Below are 26,544 nucleotides of genomic sequence, written 5' to 3'. Positions count from 1 at the left end.
CGCGGTACGCCGACAGGTTTTCGCAGGTCGTCGCGGCTGTCGATGAGCGAGCGGCCAACATCACGATTATGTAACGCGGTTGAGCGGATGGGCGGCGTCACGGTGGCAAGGTCCTTCGGTGCGGCAGTCAACCCCGTCCGTACGGCCCCGTGGACGGGGTCAGGGATCGGCTCCCGAGCTCCACCCGGCCCGGCGGCCTGCGCCGTAGCCCTCTCGCCGAGCTGGGCGGACCGGCCCGCCCACGGGGCGAGCACCCCGTCGTTCTCCTTTTTCTGTCGGAGTGTTGACGGAATAATCGAGCCCTCTCTACGTTGACCGGCATGCAGATGCCAACCGGAGTGCACGCGCTCGTCAGGCGTACCCATGAGGAACGTGTGATGCGTGCGCTGAGGGAGAACGGCGCCATGAGCCGCGGCGAGATCGCCCGGGTCGTCGGCCTGTCACGGACCACCCTCTCCGAGATCACCGGCAGCCTCCTCCAGAGGGGCGCCATCGTCGTCGTGGACACCGACGCCTCCAGGCGCGAGGGCAGCGGGCGGCCGGCCGAGCGGCTGGCGCTCGACCCGGCGTCGGCGCAGTTCATGGGCGTCGACTTCGGTCACCGGCGGGTCCATGTCGTGATCGCCGACGCCTCGCACGAGATCATGGCCTCGGATTCCGTCCGGTACGACGACACGGCCGACTGGCGGACCAGGACGGAGCTCGCCCTCGGTCTGGTGGACCGGCTGGGGACCGGGACAGGGGTCCACTACGGGGCGCTGCAGGGCATCGGCATCGGCGTGCCCGGGCCGTACCCCGCCCCCGAAGGGGCCGCCTGGCCCCGCGCCACCCCGGGGGCGACGGTGCTCCGCCCGGCGCCCGAAGGAGTCGACGTGGCCTTCGCGGAACGCTTCGACGCACCGGTGATCGTCGACAACAACACCCGCCTCGCCGCGCTGGCCGAGGCGATCAGCGGCGCCGACAGCGTGGCCGACCTGGTGTACGTACGCCTGTCGGACGGTGTCGGCGGAGGGCTCGTCGTCGGCGGCCAACTGGTGACCGGCTCCGCCGGGTTGGCCGGCGAGCTCGGGCACGTGACCGTCGAGCCGGCGGGCAGGCCGTGCCGGTGCGGCAAGAGGGGCTGCCTGGAGACGGTGGCCTCGGTCCCCGGAATCCTCTCCGCCTGCTGGGAGTTCGGTCTCCGACTGGAGAACCTCCAGGACCTGGCGGCCGCCGTGGCCGCCGCGCACCCCGTCGCGGACCGGGTGCTGCGGGAGGCGGCAGCGGCGCTGGGGCGCGTCGTCGGAGCGGCGACGATGACCCTCAACCCGGCGAAGGTGGTCATCGGCGGCGAGATCACCCGGCTGGCGCCCGTGATCGTCGAGCAGGTCGCCGCCACCCTCGCCGCCGAACTCTTCCCGACCGCCCCGGCCGGTCCCGTGGTCGAGGCCGCGCGGCTCTCGGACGACGACGGCGCCATCGGCGCCCTCGCCGCGGTCTTCCACAGTTCCCCCCTCCTGGCGAGGTATCCCGGGACCACCGACGTGAAGGGCCGATCCGATGCACGCCGATCCACCACCGAAGGAGCCGCCCATGTCCGTCCTTGACAAGCGGGGCGCCGGCCGGCGAGGACCCGTACCAGGGAAGACGCCCGGGACGGCGGCCGACCAGGAAGCCGCCGACGGGACGAACACCCTTGGCGTGAAGGCCGGCGGCGGGAAGAACGGCGACGCGAAAGCCGCACCGGAGCAACCGCGTCCGGGCCGGCGCGGGCTGCCCCTGGCCCTGAACGCCGTGTCCGTCGTGCTGGGCATCGGCGTCTGGTGGGCGCTGTCGGCCGCGGGCTTCAAGCTGCCCGCACCGCCGGAGGTCGTCTCGCAGGCCGGCACCCTGATCGGCAACGGCATGCTCGCCGACGACATCCTCGCCAGCCTGACGCGCGTGCTCGCCGGCTTCGCGCTCGGCACGGCCGCGGCCGTCCCGATCGGCTTCCTCATGGGCTGGTATCCCGTACTGCGCGGCCTGATCGAGCCGTGGATCCAGTTCTTCCGCACGATCCCGCCGCTGGCGATCATCCCCCTGGCCATCGTGGTCATGGGAATCGACGAGACACCGAAGATCTTCGTCATCTTCCTGGCCGCGTTCCTGGCGTGCGTCATCTCGACGTTCCAGGGCGTGGTGAACGTCGACCGCACGCTGATCAACGCCGCCCGGGTGCTCGGCGCCAAGGACGTCACGATCTTCGCCCGAGTCGTGGTGCCGGCCTCCACGCCGTTCATCCTCGTGGGCATGCGGGTCGGTCTCGGCTCGGCCTGGGCCACCCTGGTCGCCGCCGAACTGGTCGCGGCCCAACAGGGCCTCGGCTACCGGATGCAGAACGCCCAGCTCTACTACGACCTTCCGACGATCTTCGTCGGGCTCATCTCCATCGGGATCCTCGGTCTGCTGATGGACCGCATCCTGCTCCTCGCAGAACGCAAGCTCACCGGATGGCAGGAACGCCGATGACCAGCACCCCGGCCAAGATATCCGTCCAGGGCGTCACCAAGACCTTCGCCCTGGGACGCGAGACCTTCACCGCTCTCGACGACGTCTTTCTCGACATCGCGGACAACGAGTTCGTCACCGTCGTCGGCCCCTCGGGGTGCGGCAAGTCCACCCTGATGAACATCCTCGCCGGACTGGAGGAGCCGACGCAGGGCCGGGCCCTGGTGGACGGCGTACCGGTGTCCGGGCCGGGGCCCGAACGCGGTGTGATCTTCCAGCAGTACGCACTCTTCCCCTGGCTCACCGTCCGCCAGAACGTCGAGTTCGGCCTGCGGACCGCAGGGGTCTCCAAGGCCGAACGCCGAGCCCGGGCACAGCACTTCATCAAGCTGGTGGGACTGGACCAGTTCGCCGACGCGCTCCCGAAGACACTCTCCGGCGGCATGCGCCAGCGGTGCGCCATCGCCCGCGCCTATGCCGTCGACCCCTCGATCCTGCTGATGGACGAGCCGTTCGGCGCGCTCGACGCTCTCACCCGGGTCAAGCTCCAGGAGCAGCTCCTGGACACCTGGAGCAAGGAGAAGCGGACCGTCATGTTCATCACGCACGACGTGGACGAGGCCGTCTTCCTGGCGAACCGCGTGATCGTCATGGCCGCCCGCCCCGGACGCGTCTACGACGTCATCGAGGTCCCGGCCCGCACACGCGACGAGGAGTTCCGCCTCAGCCCGGAGTTCGCCGACCTGCGCAACCGCGTCTGGCACTCCGTCTACCACCAGGACGGCCGCACCGCCGCCACCGTGCCGACAGGCACCGGCCCCGCGCCGTCGTCGACCGCCGCCACCGTGCCGTCGACGACGGCCTGAACCGAAGGACCACTCATGCCGCTCACGACCTCCCGCAGACGCTTCACCGCAGCGGTCGCCGGCCTGGCCGCCACCGTCCTGCTGACCGCCTGTGGCGGCGACTCCTCCTCCGGCGCCGGCGGTGAGAAGGTGCGCATCGGCTACATCGGCGACTTCAACGGCACCAGCCTGATCGCCATCGCCGACGCCAAGGGCCTGTGGAAGAAGCACGGCCTCTCCGCCGAGAGCAAGGTCTTCACCAACGGCCCGCTGCAGATCCAGGCCCTCGGCACCGACAACCTCGACGTCGGCTACATCGGCCCAGGTGCGATGTGGCTGCCCGCCTCCGGCCAGGCCAAGGTCGTCGCGATCAACACCCTCGGCAACGCCGACCGCGTCATCGCTCAGCCCGGCATCACCTCGATGGAACAGCTGAAGGGCAAGACCGTCGCCGTCCCCGAGGGGACCTCCGGCGACATGATCCTCACCCTCGCCCTGGAGCGGGCAGGGATGAAGAAGAGCGACGTCGAGATCGTGCCGATGGACCCGTCGACCATCGTCGCGGCCTTCTCCTCGAAGAAGGTCGACGCCGCCGGCTTCTGGTACCCCGCGGCCGCGACCATCAAGAAGCAGGTTCCGGACCTCGTCGAACTGGCGAAGAACTCCGACTTCGCCCAGGACGTCTCCTTCCCGACGGCCTTCGTCGCGGGCAACGACCTCGTCGCCGAGCAGCCGGAGAAGGCGAAGAAGGTCCTCGCGGTGCTGCGCGAGGCGATCGCGTACCGCTCCGCGCACACCGAAGAGGCCGTCGAACTCACCGCGGACAAGCTCGGCATCCCCGCCGAGCAGGTGAAGGCGGACGCCGCCAACGTCGAACTGCTCGACCTGGAACGGCTGGACGCGCTGACGAAGGACGGCACCGTCGACAAGTGGCTCCAGGGCATGAACGACTACTTCGTCGAGGCGGGCAAGCTCAAGCAGCCGGTCGACCCGAAGACCTACTACACCGGCGACCTCTTCATCGGAGCAGGCAAGTGACCCCGTCCGGCACCCCCAGCACGTCCAAGACTCCCGGCACCGCCGGCACGTCCAGGAAGAACATCCTCTTCCTCATGACCGACCAGCACCGGGCGGACACCCTCGGCGCCTACGGCAACCGGCTGGCGCACACCCCGGTCCTCGACGAACTCGCCGCGACCGGCACCCGCTTCGACCGCTGGTACACCCCCACGGCGATCTGCACCCCGGCCCGGGCCAGCCTGCTGACCGGTCAGGCGCCCTTCCGGCACAAGCTGCTCGCCAACCACGAGCGCAACGTCGGCTACCTCGAGGACCTGCCGGAGGACCGGTTCACCTTCTCCCGGGCGCTGCGCGAGAGCGGCTACAACTGCGGCCTCATCGGCAAGTGGCACGTCGGCAACGAACGGACGGCGGCCGACTACGGCTTCGACGGCCCGGAGCTGCCCGGCTGGCACAACCCGGTGGACCACCCGGACTACCTCGCCCACCTCGCCGAGCACGGTCTGCCGCCCTACAGGATCAGTGACCGTATCCGCGGCACCCTGCCCAACGGCGGCCCCGGCAACCTGCTCGCCGCCCGGCTGCACCAGCCGGTCGAGGCGACCTTCGAGCACTACCTGGCCACCCGGGCCATCGAGCAACTGGAGCGGTACGCCGCCGACTCCCGCGAGCACGACCGGCCGTTCTTCCTCGCACTGCACTTCTTCGGCCCGCACCTGCCCTACATCCTCCCGGACGAGTACTTCGACCTGGTGGACCCGGCGGACGTGGAACTGCCCCGCTCCATCGCGGAGACCTTCCAGGGCAAACCACCGGTACAGCGCAACTACAGCGCGCACTGGACCTTCGACACCATGCCGATCGAGACGACCCGCAAGCTCATCGCGGTCTACTGGGGCTACGTAGCCTTGATCGACCGGCAGATCGGCCGGGTCATGGACGCCATGGAACGCCTCGGACTGGTCGACGACACCGCCGTGTTCTTCACCTGCGACCACGGTGAGTTCACCGGATCCCACCGGCTGCACGACAAGGGGCCGGCGATGTACGAGGACATCTACCGCACGCCCGGCCTGCTCCGCGTCCCCGGCGCGCCCGGCGGCGTCGTACGCCCCGAGTTCGTCAGCCTGCTCGACTGCACCGCCACCATCCTCGAACTGGCGGGCGCCGACCCGAAGCCCGCCGTCGACTCGCGCAGCCTGCTGCCGCTCGTGCACGGCGAGGAGACGGACTGGGACGAGGACATCGTCTGCGAGTTCCACGGGCACCACTTCCCGTACCCGCAGCGCATGCTGCGCGACGAGCGGTACAAGCTCGTCGTCAACCCCGACTCGGTCAACGAGCTCTACGACCTGCACACCGACCCGGACGAACTGCTGAACATCTACGCCCACCCGGAGACGGCGCAGGTCCGCTCCCGGATGCTGCGCCGCCTCTACGACGTCCTGCGGGAGCGCGGCGACAACTTCTACCACTGGATGACGTCGATGTACGACGTCGGAGAGGTGGGACACGACCCGACCCTGAGCGGGCTCGACGAGTCCACCTACCAGGCGCCGGAGGCGTGAGGCGTGGCCCGTTACCGAGGACTTCGCGCATGACGCTCGTCCACCGCCCGTGCTGCGCCCCGGCCGCCGCCCCCGTCTCCCTGTCCCCGGCGCCGACGGTCCCGGGCCCGGCCGCCGGGAGGCGCTCGCTGCGCGGACAGGTCCGCCTGCCCGGCGGCGAGTTCGCCATGGGCGACGCCTTCGGCGAGGGCTACCCCGCAGACGGCGAGACTCCCGTGCACCCCGTACGCCTCGAGCCGTTCCACATCGACGAGACCGCCGTCACCAACGCCCAGTTCGCCACCTTCGTCAAGGACACCGGTCACATCACCGACGCCGAGCGCTACGGATCCTCGGCGGTCTTCCACCTCGTGGTCGCCGCCGCGAACGCCGACATCCTCGGCAACGCCGCCGGCGCCCCCTGGTGGATCAACGTCCGAGGCGCCCACTGGCGCCGCCCCGAGGGGGCCCGCTCCGACATCACCGACCGCCAGAACCACCCCGTCGTCCACGTCTCCTGGAACGACGCGGTCGCCTACGCCCGGTGGGCCGGCAAGCGCCTGCCCACCGAGGCGGAGTGGGAGTACGCCGCACGCGGCGGCCTGGCCGGCCGCCGCTACGCCTGGGGCGACGAACTCACCCCCGACGGCAGATGGCGCTGCAACATCTGGCAGGGCCGCTTCCCCCACACCAACACCGCAGAGGACGGCCACCTGACAACCGCGCCGGTCAAGGCGTACCGCCCCAACGGCTTCGGCCTGTGGAACACCGCCGGCAACGTGTGGGAATGGTGCACCGACTGGTTCTCGCCCACCTATTACGCCGAAGCTCCCCCGGACGATCCGTGCGGTCCGCAGACCGGGACGGCACGGGTCATGCGCGGCGGTTCCTACCTGTGCCACGACTCGTACTGCAACCGCTACCGGGTCGCGGCGCGCTCCTCCAACACCCCCGAGTCCTCCTCGGGGAACCTCGGCTTCCGGTGCGCCAACGACGCCTCTGCGGTGTGCTGAGGCGTCGTCGGCGCAGGCGTCAGGCAGGTCGGTCCGGTCCGGTCGGCCTGCCCCGGTCCGGCCGGGCCGGTGTGGCCGGCGTCGCCCGTGCCGGTCCGCGGTTCCGTGGTCCGGTCGGCTCAGGGGACCTCGTCCGTCCGAGGGAATTTGTCCCGAAGAGGGCATGCCGGGACGATCCCGTGCACGCCGCCGGACCACCGTGGTGCAGCCGGTGGTGTGCAGCCGGCTCGGACCACGGACGGGGTGCACGGATGTCGGAATCGAGCCGGGCGATGAGCCGGCGCAACCTGCTCGTCGCCGGCGGAGCGGTCGCTTCCGCCGCCGCTGCCACGGGCGGGTCGAGCGCCCTCGCCCGGGCGGACGAGGCGTTGCGGGGCCCGGACAGAGGTGACGGAGCGGCACGGGCGAGGATCGACGTCCATCACCATTTCACCGCTCCTGCATGGGTGGACTGGGCAGAGCGTGAGGGACTGGTGCGGCGGGAGGAACTGCCGTGGTGGGCGCGCTGGGATCTGGACGCCACGCTCGCGATGATGGACAAGGCCGGGATCGCCACCGCCGTCCTCAACCCCACCATGCAGGACCGGTACCGCTCCCCGGCGCAGGCCAAGGAAGGCCTCACCATCGTCCTCGAGGCGCTGACCGGCCTGGTGGCCGCGTATCCCGGCCGTTTCGCCTTCCTGGGCCCCGCCCTCATGGACCATCCCGACGTCACCCCGTGGGCTCTCCGGCGGGCCCTCGACGAGCTCGGTGCCGTGGGAGTCGGCGTGAAGGCCAACTACCACGGTGTCTACCTCGGTGATCCCTCGTATGACCGCTTCCTCGCCGAACTCGACGAACGCGCCGCGGTCCTTGTCACGCACCCGCTCGATCTCCCCGGCGGACCGCCCGGCGTGCCCACCGTCCCGGGCATCCCGAACTTCATGTGCGATTTCCTGCTGGACACGACGCGCGCCGCGGTGAACCTGATCCGCACCCGAGCACTCGACCGCTATCCGCGTCTGTCGATCGTCCTGCCGCACGCCGGGGGATTCCTCCCGCAGATCGCCACCCGCATGGAGGCCTTCGGCGACTTCTGCACCCCACCCCTCGACGCCGCCCGCGTGCGGGACCACCTCCGCCGCTTCTACTACGACACGGCGGCCCCGATGGCCCCCTCGGGCACCCTGGTGGCCACCGCCGGTGCCGAGCGGATCCTCTTCGGCACCGACTGGCCGGCCGCCTCGGCCGACATCGTCACCGACATCGCACTGCCGGCTCTCGACGCCGACCCGGTGCTCACCCGTCACCAACGCCGCGGGATCGACCGCGACAACGCGCTCCGCCTCTTTCCCGCACTGGACCGGACCCGGGACCCGTCCACGAAGTGATCCGGCCCCGATCCGGCCCCGACCCGGCCCCGACCCGGCCCCGACCCGGCCCCGACCCGGCCCCGACCCGGGCCCGGGGGCCCGGGTAGAGCGTGACGGGGGCTTCCCTCGTGCTGCGCGCCGGGGGGCGTCCAAGAGCCGCGCAGTGCTTGCGGTTGCCCCGCACGGGTCCGTAACCGCCCCTTGTGCAGCGGCCGTCCGGCCCCCGGATCGCGCCGGTGGCGGTAACTCCTGGAAGACGGCGGTGAGGCACGATAAGATCGCCGCGATGATGACTCATTCTGTTTTCAGATTGGGGGTCCCATCCGCGCAAGGTGAGTGCTGATGCTCACCTCGAACGCGAACGGGGACTCCCGGCTTTCCTTCTGGCTGCGCGTGCGTGAGTACGCCGTGCCGCCGTCCATGATCGAGACTGCGACCGCCCGCCGCCGTGCCGGTGACTGGGCCGGGGCGTGTGCCGCCGCAGGCTTCGACGTCGATCTGAATCTGCGTTCGGTGGCGCGCACCCACGGCCGTGAGCTCGCGACCCGGGTACGGGCCGACCTCCGCCGTCTCGCACCCGACCTGTTGCGCTGGCACATGCCGAGGGTCGCTCCCGACGGGCTGCTGCGCCCGGGACTGACCGTCGCCCTGGCCCGGTACCACCCCGAGGGGCGCGACGGCGAAGGCCCGGTGCACCTCGTGGCCCGGACCCCGCCTGCCTGGGCGGATGCCGGTCAGCGGATCAGCCTCGCGCTGTGGGACGGATCCCACGCAGAGGGCGCCGCCCGCCGCCACCCGCACCCCTTGCCCAGCCGGCGGTTCCGTCTCGACCTGCACCGTCACCTCTGGGACGCGCGCAGGACCGACGAACTGCGCACCCGGTCCGGGGCCGATCGGCCGGCCGCCGACGGCCGTCCAGCGACGGACCCGGATCCGCCGGCGAGGGTGCCGCACGGGCGCCACTGCGCCGTCGACCGGTGGGCGGACGAGGCCCGGCTGCTGCTCCAGGCCGAAGGACGCAGCACCGGCGCCGTCACCGTGCGGTTGGGCGGCCGGCACCGGCTCGCCCTGGACCTGGCTGCGGACGGGGACGGCACCGGGCCGCCCACGTTGCGGATCGCGGCGGCGGCCAAGGACGGCGGCGGTGGCACGCCGCCGGTCCTGCCGGACGCGGCGACCTGGGTGCTGCCCGACCTGGCACTGCTCCGCACCGGTGCGATCGAGGTCGATCGGCTGCACCCGCTGGTCGCGGCAGCACTCGTACCGGACCGTACGCCGGCCGGTCCGTCGCGGCGTGGCGACCGGGCGGGGCAACCGCGCTTCGTCGAATGCCGGGGGGCCCGGCACAGGATCGGCCTGGTCGACGGCGTGCTGGCCGCGCTGGACCACGACCCGGCCGAGATCCGGCGCGAGGAACTGCTGGCCGCGCTGACCGGTACCCCGCTGCCCTGCCTCCGGGCGATCGACGAGGCGCACCGCCGTCCGGACTGCCTCACAGGCGTACGCGAACGCCTCGACCACGGCGACACCGCCGGCGCGCTCGCCGTCGTCGAGGGACTGCTGGGACCGGACGCACTCCTGCGCAGCGGCGCCCTGCGGGACGAACTGGAGGCGGCCGCCCTGCGGCGGATCACCTACGGGCTGTTCAGGGCGGACCTGATCGGCCGCGAACCGGGAGCCCGACCCGTCCCGGACCCCCGGCATCCGGACCGTCGTGGTCCACGAGACCGACGCTCACACCCGCGCCACGCGACCCGCGTCTGAACCGGGGCCTTCCAACCCCGCACCCACACTCCGCTCACCACGAGACACACAGGTGATCACACATGCCCACGTACACCCCGTTCGTCGCGCACGACACCACCTCCGACCCGGCCCCCGTCACCCAACTCGACGTCGCGGGCGAATTGCTGACCCTGCTGCGCGACGCGACCACAGAACCGCGCCCCGACACCCGACTGGAGGCACTGACCCTGGCGGTGGCCGCAGACCTGCCCGTGCTCCTGTGGGGCGAGCCGGGGATCGGGAAGACCGCCGCCCTGACACAACTCGCCGAGGCCCTGGACCTTCCGCTGACCACGGTGATCGCCAGTGTGCACGAGCCGTCCGACTTCTCCGGGCTGCCCGTCGTCGGGAACGACCCCGCGGTGCAGGGCGTCCCGATGGCCCCGCCGGACTGGGCGGTCCGGCTCGTACGGGCCGGCCGGGGGCTGCTGTTCCTGGACGAGCTGTCCACCGCGCCGCCGGCCGTGCAGGCCGCCCTGCTCCGCCTCGTGCTCGAGCGGCGGATCGGCGCGCTCCGGCTGCCGCCGGGCGTACGGATCGTGGCCGCCGCCAACCCGCGGTCCTCCGCGGCCGACGGCTGGGAGCTGAGCCCGCCCCTCGCCAACCGGTTCGTCCACCTCCACTGGACCCACGACCACGAGGTCGTCGTGCGCGGCCTCGGCGGGACATGGCCGCGGGCGACCATGCCACGGCTGGCACCGGAAAAGCTGCCGGAGGCCGTGGACTTCGCCCGCCGCGCGGTGTGCGGGCTGCTCGCCGTTCGTCCTGAACTCGTTCACCGACTCCCCAGCAGCGAAACGCGCCGGGGCGGCGCCTGGCCGTCCCCCCGGAGCTGGGAGACGGCCCTGTGCCTGATCGCCTTCGCGACCGCGGCCGGCTCCTCCCGGGAAGTGCTCTCCCTGCTGGTCAGGGGCGCCGTGGGAGACGGCCCGGGGCTGGAACTGCTGGCGAGCCTGGACCGGATGGACCTCCCGGATCCCGAGGTGCTTCTCGCGGACCCCGCGGCCGCTGTCCTGCCCGATCGGGGGGATCTGCGTCAGGCCGTGCTCGACGGTGTGGTGGCGGCGGTCCGCACACGACCGGACAAGTCCCGCTGGGACGCGGCGTGGGCGCTCCTGGTCCGGGCCGTGGAGACCGGCGCCCCGGACCTGGTCGTCGTCCCCGCGACCACACTCGCGACCCTTCGCCAGGAGGACTGGGACGTTCCGGCGTCGATCGAACAGCTCGCCGGAGTGGTGTCCCTGTCCCGGCGGGCGGACCGGGCGGCGACCCGGTCCGCGGCCGTCGCCGCGAAGGCCGGCCGATGAGCGGGGAGGCGCCGCCGAACGGGGCAGCGGCCGCGCCCGAGGACGCCGCGAAGGACGAGGTCCCCGCGACGGGGCAGGCCGCCTCGGCCGCCGGGGGAGCGCCGCCGGCCGGGGCGGTGGCCACGGCCGGCGACGCGCCGGGCGCTCTGGACGTCGACAAGCTGTTCGCCGCCCGGCTGCACGCCGCCCGTGTCCGGCCGTTCCTGGCGACGGCCCTGTTCGCCCTGCACGCCGTCGAGTCGCGGCGGGTGCCGACGATGGCCGTCGACCGGCACTGGCGGTGCTACGTGTCGCCGGCGTTCGTCGACCGGACGCCGGTGGAGGACCTGGCCGGCGTGTGGGTCCACGAGGTGTCGCACCTGCTGCGCGACCACCACGGGCGCAGTGACCGTCTCGCGCGGGAGCGCGGGCTGACCGGCCCGGGTGAACGGCTGCGCATGAACATCGCGGCGGACTGCGAGATCAACGACGACGCGTTCGGCGACGGGCTTCTCCGGCCGGAAGGCGCCGTCACGCCTGCGTCCCTGGGGCTGCCCGAGGGGGAGCTGATGGAGGACTACCTGCGTCAGTTCCGGCTCGGTCCGCGTACGCAGGAGCTGTCCTGGCTGGACTGCGGCAGTGGCGCCGACGGGCTGGAACGGGGCTGGGATTTGGGCCCGGACGGCGCGCACGGCCTGAACGCGCAGGAACAGGACGCGGTCCGGTTCCGGGTGGCACAGGGCATCAACGGCCGACCGGGGAACGCCCCGAAGGGATGGAAACGATGGGCGGAGGAGGCGTTCCATCCGCCGCAGCCCTGGCGGGAACTGCTGGGAGCAGCCGTCCGCTCGGCGGCCTGCGGAACGGGCGCGGGCGAGGACTACACCTACGGCCGGCCTTCGCGCCGCTCGGCCGGGCTGCCCGGCGTCGTACTCCCGAGCCTTCGACGCACGCCGCCCCGGGTCTCCGTGGTCATCGACACGTCCGGCTCGGTCAGCGACGCCGAACTGGGCAGTGCGCTCCTCGAGGTCGCTGCGATCGCCCGTGCCGTTGGCGGCCGCCGCGACCTGGTCACGGTCGTGCCGTGCGACGCCGCGGCGAGGATCGTGCACCCGCTGTGCCGGGGCGAGGGCATCCCGCTGATGGGCGGTGGGGGCACGGATCTGCGCTCGGGATTCGCCAAGGCGCTCCGGGCGGGTCCACCTCCCGACGTCGTCGTGGTCCTGACCGACGGACAGACGCCGTGGCCGGCAAGGCGTCCACCGTGCCGGACGGTGGTGGGTCTGTTCCCCCGGCAGCGGCGGCTCCGGTCGTGGGACGAGGACGATCCCGATCGCGTGCCGGACTCGCCGCCCGCCTGGGCACGGGTGGTCACCATCGGGTAGGGCCGCCGCCCGGCGTCACCTCTCCAGTTCCTTGTGCGCGCTCTCCGGAAGCCGCAGGTACACCGCGGACGACACGAGGCACAGCACCGCCACGTACCAAGGGAACAGGCCGGGGCGGTCCAGGTCCTTGAGGAGCGTGCCGACGTACGGGGCCGTGCCGCCGAAGACGGCCACCGTCAGCGAGTACGGGAAGCCGATGCCGGCGGCCCGTACCCGCGCCGGGAACACCTCCGCGTTCACGGCCGCCGAGATCGAGGTGAAGCCGGTCAGCAGCAACATGCCCGCGCAACTCACGAGCAGCAGCGAGAGGAACGAGCCGTCCACCGCCCGCAGCAGCGGCACGCTCAGCACCGCGAAGCCGACCCCGAAGAACAGCAGCGACGGCTTGCGCCCGAAACGGTCGGACAGGAGCCCGCCGAGCGGCTGCAACAGGGTGAAGAACGCCAGGGACAGGGTCCCGGCCAGCAGTGCCTCGGCCTTGTCGATGTCGGTGTTGAGCTCCGCGTACGTCGGCAGGTAGGACGTCCACGTGTAGTACGCGAGCGTGCCGCCGGCCGTGATGCCGCAGATCAGCAGCGACTCGCGCGGATGGTGCCGCAGCGCGTCGAACAGGCCGGGCCGTTCGCCCTGTTGCTGCTCGGCGCTGCGCGTCTCGTGCGCGCTGCGCCTGATCCAGAAGCCGACCAGACCGAGCAGCGCGCCGATGACGAACGGCACGCGCCAGCCCCAGCCGTTCATCTGCCCCTCGGCGAGCCCGCCCACCAGCAGGGCGGCGATGCCGGAGGCGGCGAGCTGCCCGATCGAGGTGGAGACGTACTGGAACGACGAGAACAACCCCCGCCGGCCCGGGCCGGCCGACTCCACCAGGAACGTCGTCGACGCGGCGAACTCCCCGCCCACGGACAGGCCTTGCAGCAGCCTCGCCAGTACCAGCACCACGGGCGCGAGGATGCCGGCGGCGGCGTACGTCGGTGTGAGGCCGACCAGCAGGCTGCTGCCGCCCATGAGGAGGATCGTGACCGTGAGCGCCGCGCGCCGTCCGTGCCGGTCGGCGACCGCGCCCATGAGCAGCCCGCCGACGGGACGCATGAAGAAGCCGACGGCGAAGACGGCGAACGTCGACAGCAGCGGCACCAGGGAGTTGCCGGAGCTTCTGGGGAAGACCTGGTCGGCGATGTAGGCGGCGAGGAAGGTGTACGCGTACCAGTCGAACCACTCGACCGCGTTGCCGACGGACGCCGCGAGCAGTTGCCGTACGGGATGACCGGCGGCGGCAGGGGCGATCGTCGGTGCGGGGGCCGTCTTCGTCAGGGGCGTTCCTCGTGGGGGGATCTTGGCCATGGTCACGGCCTCCCCAACTCCGGCCGCCCGCACGCATGTTTCCGCGCGGTCCGCCGCGTCCGCCGCCGGAGGTCCGGCCGAGCGTCCGCCGCACGACGGCCGCGGGCCGGTGTGTGCCGCGCGTCGGCCGCGGGCCGCTGAGCGCCGCGCGTCGGCCGCGGGCCGCTGTGTGCCGCGCGTCGGCCGCGGGCCGGTGTGCGCGCCGCGCGAGGTCCGCGGATCCGATGGCCGCGGACCGTTGTGCGGCGGACGCCGCCGTGCTTCTAGGACCCTTCGACGGTGTCGAGTTGGCCGCGCGCCGGCTCGTCCGGTGTGGACGGCAGCTCCACGGAGATGTGCGAGGACAGCGCGCGAAGGAAGTCGGGCGCGTCGAAGATCTCGCCGGCGGAGGCGACGCCGACCGTCCTGGTCCGTCCCGTGAGGATGCGGTCGACGGCTTCGACCGCGAGCGGCGCGGTGACGGCGTAGATGTCCTGGCCCCTCGCGACGGCGCGCCGCTCGGTGCCGCCGGAGCGCACGACGACGTCGACGAGGAAGGTCTGCGCGGACCGCCCATCGTCGTCGACCGCGGTAGGGGCCGGCGTGTCGGGGGCGGACAGGTCCCGGGCCGCCTCGACCGTCATGTAGGTGCGCACCTCCGGGATGGACAGGTGGCTGGGGACGGTGACGACGTCGGCCATCGTGAACTCCCCGATGACCTCCCGGGTGCCCAGCGGTTCGGGGAAGGACCACTTGAGGGTCGTCGCCTCGTCCTGGCGGTAGTCCAGCCGACCGTTCCGGTAGACGACGCGTGCGCCGCCCCGTCGCTGCCGGGAGACCGCACCCGCGTCCCGCGTCCCGCCGGTGGGCTGCCAGCTGCTCAGCCCGTACGCGACATGCGCCTCGTCGGCAGCCGCCCACTCGCCCATCGCCGCGGTGGCCAGCAGGTCACCGAGGGCGCCGAAGAAGGCCATCGCGGGGACGATCACCGCTCCCGCGGCGCGGGCGCGGTCCGAGAAGTGCGCGAACGTGTCGGCGTTGGCCTCGATCTCGGCCGCCACGTCCACGTACGGGATCCCGGCCCGCAGCGCCGCCTCGATCACCGGCGCGGCGGTCGTGGCGAACGGTCCGGCACAGTTGACCACCGCAGCCGCCCCGGCCAGCGCTCGGTCGAGAGCGACCGGATCGTCGACCGACGCCGGCCGGGCCTCGAGGCCGGGGAAGGACGCCGCCAGCGCCTGCAGCTTGCCGGCGTCGCGGCCGGAGAGAACAGGGACGAACCCGCGTTTCCGCAGCTCCGCCACCACGAACCGTCCGGTGTGCCCGTACGCGCCGAACACCGCCACCAACTGTCCCGATCCCATCGGTTCTCCCCTGTGCTCGATCGATCTTCTACGTACATCCTGGCGAGGGCGGAAAGCCGGCCGTGAGTGTCTGGAACGACATGACCCGTACAATTTCCGACATGAATACTGTCGCGCTCGCCGTCACCGACGGGATGCTGCACTTCGAACTGTCCCTGGCGTACGAGGTGTTCGCCGCCGCACCGGCCGCCGTGACGGTCCCCTGGTACGACGTCACCGTCTGCGGACCGGTCCCCGTACCGGTCGGCCGCTTCCTGCTGGCGCCCGACTCCGGGCTCGACCGGCTCAGGCACGCCGACACCGTGATCGTGCCCGGCTGGGCCGACGTCGACGAGGACCCGCCCGCCGAACTGGTCGACGCGGTGCGCGCGGCCCACGAGGCGGGAGCGCGTGTGGTCTCCCTCTGTACGGGCGTGTTCGTGCTTGCCGCGGCCGGCCTGCTGGACGGGAAGCGCGCGACCACGCACTGGGCGCACACCGAGGCCCTGGCCGACCGTTACCCACGGGTGGAGGTCGACCCGGACGTGCTCTACGTCGACAACGGCAGCGTGCTCACCTCCGCCGGCAAGGCCGCCGCGCTGGACCTCTGCCTGCACCTCGTCCGCCTCGACCACGGCTCGTCCGTCGCCAACGCAGTCGCCCGCCGACTGGTCGTCCCACCGCACCGGGCGGGCGGCCAGGCCCAGTTCGTCACCACCCCGGTGCCGGCCCAGGACGACCATCCGCTGGCCGCCCTGCTCCCCTGGATCGTCGAACGGCTCGACCAGCCGCTGACCGTGGAGGACCTGGCCCGCCAGGCACGGATGAGCTCACGGCACCTCGCCCGCCACTTCAGGGCGGCGACCGGCACCACCCCGCTGCAGTGGCTGCTGACGCAGCGGATCCGCCACGCCCAGGAGTTGCTGGAGAAGACCGACGACAGTGTCGACGCCGTGGCGGCCGCCACCGGCATGGGCACCGCGACGACGCTGCGCCGGCACTTCAACCGCACGGTCGGCGTTCCCCCGGACACCTACCGCCGCACCTTCCGCTCACGGCCCCGCTGATCGCACAGGGGCGCTGACCGCTCGAGCGGTGTACGGCCTCGTGCGGGAGACGCCGGACAGCGGCGAGCGGGGCGTGGCCCACTCGCCGGGATCCGGACGGCCCGTCGGCACGCTGTCGCGCAGCCCGTCCATGGGGTGAGCGGGAGCGTCGGTCATTCCTCCTCGTGCCGGGCGAGAACCCGGCCGAGCAGGCGGGTCAGGGTCCGCCGTTCCTCTGCCGACAGCGGCTCGAGCAGGTCGTCCTGCACCTGATCGAGAAGCCCGTCCATGCGCCGCAGTTGCCGGGCACCGCCCCTGGTGAGCGTCACCTTGTTGCGCCGCCCATGGTCCGGGTCCGGCGTCCGGTCGACGAAGCCCTGCTCGACCAGCTCGTTGACGGCCGCCACGACGTCGCTGCGGTCGACGCGGCACCGGCGGCCGAGCTCCGCCTAACTCGCGGGCCCGAACTCGTGCAGAGCGGCCAGGATGCGGTAGTGGTACCCGCGCGCCCCGGCAGCGCTGAAGCCGTCGAACACCAGCCGGCGGACGTGCACGGCCAGCTGGCTGATCAGCCAACTCGGCTTCGCTGCCAGGCGTTCGGGAATCTCGTCCATGGTCAGCACTCTAACGATATCTGTGTTGGTGGGACCAACACTCGGCCATAGTGTGGGTGCCACCAATGTTGGACCGACCATCAAAGGAGACGTCGTGCCCGCTGCAGACCGGATCGCGGACCGAGCCGAGATCGCCGACCTGTTCGCCCGCTTGGCCGACCTGCTGGACGCATGCCGCCACGACGACGCCGCCACCGTCTTCCACGACGACATCGTGGGGAGCTCACCGCGGGGCGAACTGCACGGCATCGGCGAGATGACCGCCCTCCTGGAGCGAAGCCGGGTCGAGGGACAGCACACCCAGCACGTGCACGGTGACGTCCTGGTGCAGGTCGACGGCGACCGGGCGGAGGCCACCGCCAACCAGCTCGTGTACTTCTACCGCGACGGCGAAGCACCCCACCGGACAAGCGGTCTGCGCGTGGCGTGCACGGCGCTGCGGACGCCGGCGGGCTGGCGCTTCAGTGACATGCGGGTCACTCTGGCCTGGACACAGGAGAATTGACGCGGTGAGTCGGGCGGGCCCTCACGCGTCGAACCGGTCGACGTGCCCGCGGCCCGGGGACCGCGTCTGCCGAACGGCGCCGCTCCCGATCACACGGAGCGTGAGAGCTGTTCGCGCACCCATCGGGGGTCGGGATTGACATGAGGTCGTCCCGACACGAAGACGGTCGGCACGGTCTCGTTGCCGTCGTTGACCGCCCTCACCGCCGCTGCTCCGGCCGGGTCGCGCCAGATGTCGACCCAGTGCAGCCGGCGGGCGCGGCGGCCCAACCGCATGCGCAGCCTCAGGCAGTACACGCACCCCGGCCGCCAGAAGACGACCGGCCGGCCGTCGGCCGCGCTTCGGCGTTGTGCCTCCACGGCGCCGATCGACCTCGGGAAGATCAAAGGCGAGTTCACGCCTGCGAGCAGCACGAACACCAACAGGAGCGCCGCGGCTGCGCCGGGAGACCCGTCGAGGGCCCGTTCCGTCGCGAGGAACGAGCCGCAGAGCACCAACAGTGTCGGCAAGAGCCAGGCGCGCGTCATGAGGATGAAGGCTATCCGGGACCCGCCTCGACCGTTCGACCCGCCGAGCTCGGCGCGAACTCGGCTCCTGGCCCGGGCCCGGTCTGGGGACGAGCCTTCCAGGGAAGGACGGGGCCATGGAACTTTGGGTGGGCGTCATCGCTGTCGTCGGCACACTCCTGGGCGCCGTTGTCTCGCACAGTCTGCAGTCCCGTACCGCCCGCAGGCTTCACACCGAAGCGCTGAGCGCCGAGACGCGTCGCGAACTGCGCCAGGCTGCCGCTCGATTGCTCGCGGCCGAAACCGTACTGCGCCGCCTGCAATACGACCGATGGGCCGCACGGAACGCCGCCCTTACCGAGCGGAACGCGGCCGACAGCGCAGCCCTCGCAGCACGCTCGGACGTCATCGCCGCGCTGGCCGAGGTCCAACTGCTCACCGAGGACGGGGAGGTGCGTGAACGCCTTGCCGATCTGGCGGATGCCACCTTCACCCTCCACCAGGCCTCGGACGAGGAAGACCTCGCCGCGCGCTCACATCGGGCTCGCGCCGCCGCCGACGGCGTGGTCGACACCGTCGGACGCCTGATCCGCTCCTGATCGGCCTCGCTGCGACCGCCGTCCGACCCGCGCGTGACGGCTCAAAGGGCGCGGAACCGTCACGCCCCGCCCCGTCGATCACGGGGGTGATCTCCGCAAGGCACAGGTGAGGCCGGATCAGGTTGGCGTGATCGCATGGTTCTCAGACCGGCTGCGCGGCAGGCGGTGCCACAATCCGGCCATGGATCAGGGGGAGGCGGCCATCTGGGCCGCGGGCATCGGCGTCGGTGCAACGCTCGTCATGGCGCTGGCGGCCTTGCACACGGGCCGCCGCGCGAACAAGGCCGCACTCGATGCCGCGCGCGAGGCGGGGAGGGCACAGGTCGAGGCAGCGTTGGCCGGTGTGCGGCTCCAGTTGGACGGGCATCGCGAGGACGCGCTGTGGCAGGCCCGGCGGGATGCGTACGCGCAGTTCCTGAACGGCGTCGAGAACGTGCGTATGGCGCTCGTCCACCTGGCGGCTGCGGGGCCCCGGTACTTCGAGGAAGGACTGGGGCGCGGGAACGCGGTGGGGGAGGGGCTCACTCGAGCCCAGGAGCTGTACCAGGGCCTCTTGTTGCGCCACTCCGCTCTGCGTCTGTCCGCGGACGATCCCGAGGTGGCGGACGCGGAACGGCTGTCCCGACTGGCCGGCCGGCTCCTGGAGGACTTCGACGATTACGCGGGAGCGTTTCCGGCGGGGGACCCGGCTCCGGCGTGGCGGCGGTTCGACGAGGGACTGCACGAGCTGCGCGACGGGGTCGAGGAATGGGCGCTGAACGCGCGGCGGCGGGTGCAGGAGCAGCGCGGGTCAGGGGCGCCGCCGCCCCGGCCGGGCGACGGCTGATCGTCGCGTGGCCGCTCACCGTCGTGGTCCTGCGGGTGGCTCACCACCGACCTGCTCGACGGCCGACCGGTGGTCGTGAACACGCGACGGGCCCGGCCGGTCCCACGACCGGCCGGGCCCGGCCTCGTCATGAGAAGCACCACGGCCGTGCTGCCCGGGCCGTCCACGGGAGCCGGCTCGTACCGACCGGCCCGTCCACGGGAGCCGGCTCGTACGGACCGGCCCGTCCATGGGAGCCGGCTCGATTCCACGGAGCCGACCGGTGGCGCGCTGTTCGCACGGCGTGCGCGGCAGGAGTCGCATCGGACGGCCGCCCATGGGCCGCCCGGTGCGCGTGCCGACGGTTACGCCCGGTAGTAGGCGTCGATGGGGGCGCGGGCCTCGTCGAACAGGGCCGGTCCGAGTTCGGTGACCGTCGGCCAGGACCCGGCCGGGTTGAGCTCGATGAGCTGCTCGGTGGAGAGCGCGTAGACGACGCGACCGAGACCGGAGCGGACGATGCCGCCGGTGCACATCCCGCAAGGCTGACAGCTGGTGTACAGGGTGGTGCCCGAGGCCGTGTCCTTGTCGAGTTCGCGGGCGGCCCAGCGTGCGAGCTTCAGTTCCGGATGGGCGCTGATGTCGTTGTCGCGCTGCACCGTGTTGTGCGCCTCGGCGAGAGTCGCGCCGTCCGGGCCGACCAGCAGGGAGCCGTACGGCGCGTCGCCCAGCGTGACGGCGTGGGCCGCGATGGCGACCGCCCGCCGCAGGAACGCCGCGTCGGCAGGGGAAATCATGATCGTGTCCTCCAGTGTGTGGCCACGGCCGTGAGCGCCTGCCAGGCCACATGCGGCCGGCGGGTCTCCTCGGGATCTTCGTGGTAGGGGTCGAGCACGACGGTGTCGGCGCCGAGCCGGCGCAACTCGTCGAGATCCTCGAGGATCTGCTCGATGGTTCCGACGCCGGCGAGCCGGTCAGGGTCGTCGACCGGCTCCGTCGTCAGCCGCAGCTCGATGCGGGGCGCGAAGCCCGGCAGGGAGTGGTTCGCCACGGCCGAGCGCAGCCACGGCATCGTGTTCCTCAGCGGATGCCAGGCATCGCCGAACCTGACGGCGCGCCGCACGGCTGTCGCGCTGTTGCCGCCGACCCAGATGGGCACCGAGGGGGTGGGGCCGTCGGATTCCTCGTGCCAGGCGTCCCGCAGGGCCGCCAGGTAATCCTCGGTGAGCCTGCCGCGTCGGGTGAACGGCACGCCGAGCGCCTCGAACTCCTGACGTGCCCAGCCGACGCCCACCCCGAGTACGAGCCGCCCGTCGCTGATCCGGTCGAGGTTGGCCGCCATGCGGGCGACCAGCAGGGGATGCCGGTAGGGCATGACGAGCACGGACGTGCCCAGGCGCAGCTCGGTGGTGACACCGGCCAGCCAGGACAGTGCGGTGAACGGTTCGTAGAAGGGCTCCGGGTACTGCTCGGCGACGTCCGGGGTGACGGCCACATGGTCCGACACCATCAGGAGGTCGAAGCCGAGCCCTTCGACGATCCGCGCCCACTCGCGCAGCACGCCGGGATCGGTTCCTGGTCCGAAGTTGGGTACGTTGACGCCCAGTTGCATGAGCCGAGGCTATCCCGGCGAACCAGGAGGACGGAACGAACTCTTCCCGGTCGTTCCGACGATCTCCCACTGTTTTCCCGGTAGATTCGTGGCATGACCGTGAATCTCGATGACGTCGATTGGGCGATCATCGCCCAGTTGCAGCAGGAAGCACGCATATCGCTGAGCGAGTTGGGGCGGCGCGTGAGCCTCAGTCCTTCGGCCACCACGGAACGGGTGCGGCAGTTGGAGGCGCTGGGCGTCATCACCGGATATCACGCGATGGTCGACCTGACCAAGGTCGGCTACCCCGTCCTCGCCATCGTCCGGTTGAAGTACCCGGGCAACCACCACCAGCCGCTGCGCCGGCTGCTCGCCGAGCGGAGGGAGATCCTGGAGTGCCTGCGCACCACGGGTGACGACTGCTACACCCTCAAGGTGGCCGCGGCCTCGATGGGGCATCTGGAGACACTCATGGACGAGCTGGCGGGTTTCGGCAGCACGACCACCAGCGTGGTCTACAGCCAGCCCCTGCCCTACCGCGGACCCGACCGGCCGTGACCGGCGACGACACGGGCAACCCTGGCCCTCACCGCATGGCGGCTGCCCGACGACTGAGAAGTCCCGCCTTGCGAGCAGCTGCCGACGGGTCGCGTGAAGATGTCGAAGACGGCGAGAGTCGAAAGCAGCGGCACGCGACGTGAGGGGTGACCACAGCTCCTGGCGGGCATTTGCCTGCGGCGACGGTTCGACCGGCTGGGCGGCTGGCCGAAGGGCATGCGGTTGGTGTCCGAGGGGAACGTTCGCAGCCCGGGGCCCAGTTGAGAATCACCGATGCGAACGGCATGCGGATCACGTGCTTCGCGCCCCCGGACCGGCCGATCGCCGACCTCGAGCTCCGCCACCGGCTGCGGGCCCGCGCAGAAGACCGGATCCGGGCCGCCCGCGCGACCGGCCTGCGCAGTCGGCTCCTCTGCGCCCCGGGGACAGGGTGACGCCACCCGCGAGCATCTCGCTCATGCCGGCATCACGGCACCGCGAACCAACAGATGTCGCCAGAATCGGGCAGGCGGGAATGCTGCTCGACATCTGCTGTGATTCGCGTCAGAACCTCTACCTTGTCCCATGGCCAGGGAAGAAAAGGGTCCTTCGTCGACTCCGTGAGTTCGCCGGCTCGTGCTCCTGCGTCGTACAGGTCGCCGACAATCCGCAGGAGCAACGCCAACTGCTCACGGAACGACGCGCCGCGCCCGAGGAGGGTGCCCACGGAGCCGCTGACAACAGAGAATCCCAGCCAGTCGTCCTCGGCGTACTGGGTCAGATATTCCAGCTCGCGGCGGTATGCATCCTGGTTCACCATGACTCGGTCCCATTGCTGCGGTATGTGGAAGCGTTTCATGTCCAGGCCGTCCACGCCGTTGTAGTCGATGGGTGCTCCACCGGCTTTGCTGAACGGCCGATAGGTGACGGTCGCCTTCGGGGCGTCCGACAACTGCCACACCTCTATGTTTCCTTCGGCGTGGTCTTGACATCGGGCTCGCCCAGTTTGGCATGCAGATCCAGGCGGATCCTCTCCAGCCGCACTTCATCGATCATTCTGACGCCGGGGCGGCGGCGACTTGGTCGTCGTAGTAGCGGAAGTAGTTGTAATTGAGGTCGGTTTCCGAATCGCGGTACTGGCCCGGAAAACGGAGAGGGCAGTCGACCGACGACGAGCCGGGCGGTGCCGGCAGGCGGGTGCCCCAAACGGTGGTGCGTTCCTGCCTGGCTATGCGTCCGTCCGGTGTCACCAGCTCCGTGGGGGTCCCGACGACGTCCGTGATCACCGCGTGGAAGCGCGCTTCGCATTCCGTCCGGGCGTCCGTCGCTACGACCTCGATCCGACCGGTCGGGTCACCGCCGTCCACGCTCACGGCGCTGGTCAGTTCCCGGATCTCGGTGACGTGGTTGTCTGCCCGGTAGGCGTAGGTGTGGTGTTGGAGGAGATCTTCGCCGGCCTCCGGACTGTTGGTGAGCGACGGCACCGTGAGGCGGTCGACGGCATCGCGATGGCTCAGAAGACGTCGAAGGTCTCGATGTGCCGCCGGATCTCCGCCAGGACCTCTTCGCTGCCTCCCGTGGCCGGCAGGACCCACGGCGTCTCTTCGCCGCCGGCCATGGCGAGGCTGCTGATGAAGCGCACGAGATCGGGTGACGGCACGAACGAGTCACGCAGCCACGTCGCGAAGACGGCTGCCTCGTCGGCGGTGGCATCGACGAGGGTGATGTAGGCGTAGTCGGGTTCCTCCATGGACGAGGTGCCGGTGAGCCACACCTCGGGAGCCAGCGCGATCTCGAAGTCGAGCGCCTGCTCGCCGTGCAGCGGAGAGATCGAATGCTCGATGACAGGGTCGGGGAATGACTGCCGGAGCGCATCCTCCAGCGATGGCAGGTTGGAGCGCCAGGCGCCGCCGTCCTCCTGAGGAGGATAGAAGCCGATGTTGGTGCGGACATTGCGTTCGGTGGCCACTGCGTTTCCTCTGGTTCACGGCTGATTCACGGTACGTAGCGCGTCGATCCGGGAGTCCCTGTCATCGCCATCATGGATTGCCAGTAAGCGGCTTGGTCCTTGCCGTTCGTGACGATCTCCAAGCCCCGGATCTCGTTGTTCGCCGGGTTGTCCATGGCCTGCTTGTACCGGTTCAGCTCCCTCTGGTCGCCGCGATACATGGAGTCGACCATGGGATCCCATGCGATCTTGCCCTGGCTGTTGATTTTGACGGGCTTGACCAGCGTCTCGTTCACCCTGTCGAGAGATCTGAAACTCTTCTTCGTGCAGTCAGGGTCCCGTACGTGCTTCGCTTCGACGAGGTGGCCGTCCGCAGGGCGTATGCCGTCCACCATGAGCCCTCGCCTCTGACCCGCCAGCGGTACCTCACGCTCGGGGTAGCCCGCGATACGCAACTGGTAGGCGTTGTCCGGATTGTGGGGCCCGCCGCCCCCGGCCAGTCCTCCGGGGCGCAGAGTATTGGCCCAGGTGCGGAACTGCTGTTGCTCCGAAGCGGTGAGGAGGCGAGTACTCCCCGGGGCGGGAGGTATGGGGTCGGCGAACGGGATGCCGGGGTCGACCGGATTGACCGTGGGAAGCAGCATGGGAGCCGATGTCCCCGAGAAGGACGCCAGGCGCACAGGGACGGGCACAGGCACCCTGATGAACGGCGGCAGGAAGGGTACCCCGGGCAGGCCGGGAGGTGTCGGCCCCTCGGGCTGCGGCAGTCTGACTCGCCCGGCCGCCGAGTCGAGTGCGTGCGCCACGTTGCCCAGGTCCTGTATCCAGGGGTCGCTGAGCACCGCGTCGTGCAGGCCGCCGTCGTATCCGTTCGCCCCGAACATCGGCTGGTCCCATGGCATGTCGACTGTGAAGAGATCGTTCTGGTGCTGCTGGATCCTCTCCTTGGCCGCCTCGACGTGGTCCGCGTACCGGTCGCACGCCTTGGCGAGTTGTGAGCACGCGGCGACCAGGTTCGTCACCAGCGGTTCGTCCGCCTCTGCCTTCGCAGGCGGGCAGGTGAGACCGACGAAGTGTTTGACGTACGCACGGAAGGCGTCGGCCGCCTCACCGGAATGAGCCTTGCCGGCAGTGCTGGAGTACGTCTGCGCGTCTTCCAGGAACCGCTGCATCAGGGAGCCGGCCTGTCGCCAGGACCCGGCGACGTCCCGGATCTTCTCCTGCGACCCGCGAAACCGATCGCTTCTTCCTGAGGGTGCGTACTGGTCGTACCAGGCGGTTTCACCGACCACCTCGGGCAGGTCACGGCCCAGGCCCAGGTAGTTCTCCGTGCAGTCGGCCCCAGGGTCGCCCATGCCTACGGTCAGATCCACCTGCTTTCCGAGAAGCTGGGCGACCAGCTTGCTCTCCTGGGCCATGAACTCGCGCGCGGTGCGCATGAGACCGCGGCTCGTCTCCCCAAGGACGTAGGAGCTGAAGCCCATCTGGTTCAAGGTGGCGGACGCGGCCGACACGTACACCTTGGCGAACGCACGCCCGGCGTCGTCGTCTCCGGCCATCCCGTGCTGCCGCGCAAGCTCGTGACCGAGGGCAATGGCGGTGTCGCGGGCGCCGCGCATGGACTCGATGAGCCCCATGGAGCCGCGAATCATTCCTTCGGCGACGAACTTCAGATCAGGTGCGAGTCCGCTCACTGTGCTGCCTCCCCGTTGCAGACGTGAGTGATCAACTTAGTACGAGTCGGTTGGCACGTCTGTACGGGTATCGGCCGACTGCGGGCGGCTGCAGGGGCTTGCCGCGTCGAGTCGGAGCGCCGTCTGTCCGGGCCCCGCCCCGCAGGCACAGTCCGGGGCACCCGGAGATCAGTTGCGGTCGCGAGACCCTTCAGCCGCTCGTGGGATAGGCCATCAGGATGTCCCCGCTCTCGTCGAGGGCGAGCCCCACCGTCTCGTTGACCAGGATCGGAGCGATGGCAGGTGCCGTTGGGAGATCCTTCCCGGTGCGTGCGTCGAGTGCGACGATTCCGTTGCCCGTGGTTCCGTAGACCCGGCCGTGCCACGCGGTGGAAACCTTCGGTGCGACGCGATCGGCAGCGTCGTCGGGCAGTTGCCACAGAATCTCGCCGCTGCCGGCGTCCAATCCCGCTGCTACATCGCCCTCGGCTCCCTTGCCGGAGCATACGAGTGTCCTCCGGTCGTCGTATGTGCAATCAGCGCCGGCAAGGTCGGCCGGCATCTCACGTCTCGTTGTGCCGGTGCGCGCGTCCACAAGGCGGTGGTACGCCTCACCCGAGGCATAGTCACGGCCACGGAGGATGATCAGGTGCGGACCAGCGGAATAGGCGCTGAGGCCGAAGCTGTCCGTGCCGATCCAGCGCCGCCTTCCGTCGACGATGCCGTGCCCGGCCACCCGCTCATGGGCCGTCCCATCCTCGAGGGTCGCACCAAACGCAGTACCTGCCGCAATGCCGATGGCCCAGAACCCGTCCAGTGTCCAGAGGACCTTGTGCGTGCCCACGTCGACCGCGAACGTGATGGCGTTCGTCCGGTCCCAGACGGTGACCAGCGCCTTCCCGTTCTCACTGCCCGAGACTCGGGTGTACAGCGTACTGAGAGAGGTCTCCGCCCACTTCGGGAGATCCAGCACGAGCCGCCATGTCACTTCGTGGGAGTCCGTGTCGCTGCCGGTGAGCTCGACCGCCGTATGGTCCGCCTGGGTGCCGGTGCCGGACTGCTCGACCAAGAACGGAGCCAGAAGCGTCGACGCGTCGCCGTGAGGGACGACAGCGGGAGCCTGTGCCGAGTCGTCGACGTCCCACTCAGCGGAGTTGCGCACCGCCTCTTCGCGGGGCGCGATGGTCGCCAGTACGCGGCCGTCCGCCGTGTCCACTGCCTGGACGCGGTCTGGTAGTGCCACGTAGGCCGTCGACTTGTGCAGGGCGATCGGGAGTGGGTCTTTGAGGGTGCCGCCGACGGTCAGACGTCCGGCCGTTGCTTCCTGCGGCATGGGGCTGCCGGAGCCGAGAGCG

General features: G+C 71.0%; 25 protein-coding genes and 3 pseudogenes. 16 read left to right on the top strand and 12 right to left on the bottom strand.

Annotation, left to right across the window (positions count from 1 at the left end):
• The first annotated feature begins 320 nt into the window (after window positions 1-320).
• The 10 genes from SPRI_RS07275 to SPRI_RS07230 all read left to right on the top strand — a co-directional run bounded on the left by SPRI_RS07275 (window position 321) and on the right by SPRI_RS07230 (window position 12,699).
• On the top strand, window positions 321-1,586 hold the full coding sequence (locus SPRI_RS07275; protein ID WP_005309916.1) for an ROK family transcriptional regulator: 1,266 nt from the start codon (window positions 321-323) through the stop codon (window positions 1,584-1,586).
• The gene (locus SPRI_RS07270; RefSeq protein ID WP_005309914.1) at window positions 1,573-2,487 is read left to right on the top strand and encodes an ABC transporter permease; all 915 of its coding nucleotides are present in this window, start codon (window positions 1,573-1,575) and stop codon (window positions 2,485-2,487) included. Before SPRI_RS07275 ends, SPRI_RS07270 begins: the two co-directional genes overlap by 14 nt.
• Window positions 2,484-3,332 carry an ABC transporter ATP-binding protein gene (locus tag SPRI_RS07265; RefSeq protein WP_005309911.1) on the top strand — a complete coding sequence of 283 codons (849 nt, stop codon included), beginning with the start codon at window positions 2,484-2,486 and terminating at the stop codon, window positions 3,330-3,332. Before SPRI_RS07270 ends, SPRI_RS07265 begins: the two co-directional genes overlap by 4 nt.
• 15 nt (window positions 3,333-3,347) lie before the next feature.
• Window positions 3,348-4,349 (top strand): aliphatic sulfonate ABC transporter substrate-binding protein, encoded by a 1,002-nt coding sequence (locus tag SPRI_RS07260; RefSeq protein ID WP_005309908.1) that lies wholly within the window; start codon window positions 3,348-3,350, stop codon window positions 4,347-4,349.
• A 62-nt stretch (window positions 4,350-4,411) separates the two neighbouring features.
• Window positions 4,412-5,899 (top strand): sulfatase-like hydrolase/transferase, encoded by a 1,488-nt coding sequence (locus tag SPRI_RS07255; protein WP_259372270.1) that lies wholly within the window; start codon window positions 4,412-4,414, stop codon window positions 5,897-5,899.
• A 29-nt stretch (window positions 5,900-5,928) separates the two neighbouring features.
• Window positions 5,929-6,891, top strand: coding sequence for a formylglycine-generating enzyme family protein (locus SPRI_RS07250; RefSeq protein WP_005309902.1), 963 nt, complete (start codon window positions 5,929-5,931; stop codon window positions 6,889-6,891).
• A gap of 272 nt (window positions 6,892-7,163) precedes the next feature.
• A complete protein-coding gene (locus SPRI_RS07245; protein WP_005309899.1) occupies window positions 7,164-8,261 on the top strand; it encodes an amidohydrolase family protein in 1,098 nt (365 codons plus the stop codon).
• A gap of 324 nt (window positions 8,262-8,585) precedes the next feature.
• Window positions 8,586-10,007: a hypothetical protein gene (locus tag SPRI_RS07240; RefSeq protein ID WP_005309896.1), complete on the top strand. Its 1,422-nt coding sequence runs from the start codon at window positions 8,586-8,588 to the stop codon at window positions 10,005-10,007.
• A gap of 62 nt (window positions 10,008-10,069) precedes the next feature.
• Window positions 10,070-11,335, top strand: coding sequence for an AAA family ATPase (locus SPRI_RS07235; protein ID WP_053556774.1), 1,266 nt, complete (start codon window positions 10,070-10,072; stop codon window positions 11,333-11,335).
• A complete protein-coding gene (locus tag SPRI_RS07230) occupies window positions 11,332-12,699 on the top strand; it encodes a vWA domain-containing protein (protein ID WP_078951221.1) in 1,368 nt (455 codons plus the stop codon). The genes SPRI_RS07235 and SPRI_RS07230 overlap by 4 nt, the downstream gene beginning before the upstream one ends.
• Window positions 12,700-12,714: 15 nt before the next feature.
• On the opposite strand, the gene SPRI_RS07225 is transcribed toward SPRI_RS07230, so the two are convergent.
• A complete protein-coding gene (locus SPRI_RS07225) occupies window positions 12,715-14,040 on the bottom strand; it encodes an MFS transporter (RefSeq protein WP_050791693.1) in 1,326 nt (441 codons plus the stop codon).
• 263 nt (window positions 14,041-14,303) lie between these two features.
• Complete coding sequence (locus SPRI_RS07220; RefSeq protein WP_005309886.1) at window positions 14,304-15,383, bottom strand: saccharopine dehydrogenase family protein; 1,080 nt, start codon at window positions 15,381-15,383, stop codon at window positions 14,304-14,306.
• A gap of 101 nt (window positions 15,384-15,484) precedes the next feature.
• Between SPRI_RS07220 and SPRI_RS07215 the strand changes: the two genes are divergently transcribed.
• Window positions 15,485-16,429 carry a helix-turn-helix domain-containing protein gene (locus tag SPRI_RS07215; protein WP_037773365.1) on the top strand — a complete coding sequence of 315 codons (945 nt, stop codon included), beginning with the start codon at window positions 15,485-15,487 and terminating at the stop codon, window positions 16,427-16,429.
• Between the two features lie 152 nt (window positions 16,430-16,581).
• Here SPRI_RS07215 and SPRI_RS39230 read toward each other — a convergent pair.
• Window positions 16,582-16,845 (bottom strand): annotated as a pseudogene (locus SPRI_RS39230) (MarR family winged helix-turn-helix transcriptional regulator); the annotation flags it as partial.
• A 12-nt stretch (window positions 16,846-16,857) separates the two neighbouring features.
• Window positions 16,858-17,022 (bottom strand): hypothetical protein, encoded by a 165-nt coding sequence (locus SPRI_RS39225; RefSeq protein ID WP_238996204.1) that lies wholly within the window; start codon window positions 17,020-17,022, stop codon window positions 16,858-16,860.
• A gap of 94 nt (window positions 17,023-17,116) precedes the next feature.
• Here SPRI_RS39225 and SPRI_RS07205 point away from each other — a divergent pair, with 94 nt between their 5' ends.
• A complete protein-coding gene (locus SPRI_RS07205; RefSeq protein WP_037773364.1) occupies window positions 17,117-17,527 on the top strand; it encodes a nuclear transport factor 2 family protein in 411 nt (136 codons plus the stop codon).
• Between the two features lie 89 nt (window positions 17,528-17,616).
• On the opposite strand, the gene SPRI_RS07200 is transcribed toward SPRI_RS07205, so the two are convergent.
• Complete coding sequence (locus tag SPRI_RS07200) at window positions 17,617-18,054, bottom strand: glutaredoxin domain-containing protein (RefSeq protein ID WP_005309875.1); 438 nt, start codon at window positions 18,052-18,054, stop codon at window positions 17,617-17,619.
• A gap of 116 nt (window positions 18,055-18,170) precedes the next feature.
• Between SPRI_RS07200 and SPRI_RS07195 the strand changes: the two genes are divergently transcribed.
• Together SPRI_RS07195 and SPRI_RS07190 are read left to right on the top strand one after the other, a co-directional pair.
• Window positions 18,171-18,632: a hypothetical protein gene (locus SPRI_RS07195; protein ID WP_005309871.1), complete on the top strand. Its 462-nt coding sequence runs from the start codon at window positions 18,171-18,173 to the stop codon at window positions 18,630-18,632.
• 181 nt (window positions 18,633-18,813) lie between these two features.
• Window positions 18,814-19,458, top strand: coding sequence for a hypothetical protein (locus SPRI_RS07190; RefSeq protein WP_037773363.1), 645 nt, complete (start codon window positions 18,814-18,816; stop codon window positions 19,456-19,458).
• Between the two features lie 344 nt (window positions 19,459-19,802).
• On the opposite strand, the gene SPRI_RS07185 is transcribed toward SPRI_RS07190, so the two are convergent.
• On the bottom strand, window positions 19,803-20,234 hold the full coding sequence (locus tag SPRI_RS07185; protein WP_037773362.1) for a nucleoside deaminase: 432 nt from the start codon (window positions 20,232-20,234) through the stop codon (window positions 19,803-19,805).
• Window positions 20,231-21,049: a TIGR03619 family F420-dependent LLM class oxidoreductase gene (locus tag SPRI_RS07180; RefSeq protein WP_005309864.1), complete on the bottom strand. Its 819-nt coding sequence runs from the start codon at window positions 21,047-21,049 to the stop codon at window positions 20,231-20,233. Before SPRI_RS07180 ends, SPRI_RS07185 begins: the two co-directional genes overlap by 4 nt.
• Before the next feature lie 93 nt (window positions 21,050-21,142).
• Here SPRI_RS07180 and SPRI_RS07175 point away from each other — a divergent pair, with 93 nt between their 5' ends.
• The gene (locus tag SPRI_RS07175; protein WP_005309861.1) at window positions 21,143-21,589 is read left to right on the top strand and encodes an Lrp/AsnC family transcriptional regulator; all 447 of its coding nucleotides are present in this window, start codon (window positions 21,143-21,145) and stop codon (window positions 21,587-21,589) included.
• A 195-nt stretch (window positions 21,590-21,784) separates the two neighbouring features.
• A pseudogene (locus SPRI_RS39220) lies at window positions 21,785-21,993 on the top strand (IS1380 family transposase); the annotation flags it as partial.
• A 62-nt stretch (window positions 21,994-22,055) separates the two neighbouring features.
• Here SPRI_RS39220 and SPRI_RS07170 read toward each other — a convergent pair.
• The 5 genes and pseudogenes from SPRI_RS07170 to SPRI_RS07150 form a co-directional block, all read right to left on the bottom strand.
• Window positions 22,056-22,529, bottom strand: coding sequence for a hypothetical protein (locus SPRI_RS07170; RefSeq protein WP_005309855.1), 474 nt, complete (start codon window positions 22,527-22,529; stop codon window positions 22,056-22,058).
• 112 nt (window positions 22,530-22,641) lie between these two features.
• A pseudogene (locus tag SPRI_RS39215) lies at window positions 22,642-22,872 on the bottom strand (RHS repeat-associated core domain-containing protein); the annotation flags it as partial.
• Between the two features lie 209 nt (window positions 22,873-23,081).
• On the bottom strand, window positions 23,082-23,537 hold the full coding sequence (locus tag SPRI_RS07160; protein WP_005309850.1) for a hypothetical protein: 456 nt from the start codon (window positions 23,535-23,537) through the stop codon (window positions 23,082-23,084).
• A 26-nt stretch (window positions 23,538-23,563) separates the two neighbouring features.
• Window positions 23,564-25,210, bottom strand: a complete 1,647-nt coding sequence (locus SPRI_RS07155; protein ID WP_005309847.1) for a restriction endonuclease fold toxin-2 domain-containing protein — start codon at window positions 25,208-25,210, stop codon at window positions 23,564-23,566.
• A 190-nt stretch (window positions 25,211-25,400) separates the two neighbouring features.
• On the bottom strand, window positions 25,401-26,522 hold the full coding sequence (locus SPRI_RS07150; RefSeq protein WP_037773361.1) for a PQQ-binding-like beta-propeller repeat protein: 1,122 nt from the start codon (window positions 26,520-26,522) through the stop codon (window positions 25,401-25,403).
• Window positions 26,523-26,544 lie beyond the last annotated feature (22 nt).

It is taken from the genome of Streptomyces pristinaespiralis, assembly GCF_001278075.1.
GTDB classification, from domain to species: Bacteria; Actinomycetota; Actinomycetes; order Streptomycetales; family Streptomycetaceae; genus Streptomyces; species Streptomyces pristinaespiralis.
The sequence above is the reverse complement of the archived record's forward strand: the minus strand, read 5'-3'. Positions and strand labels throughout refer to the sequence as shown.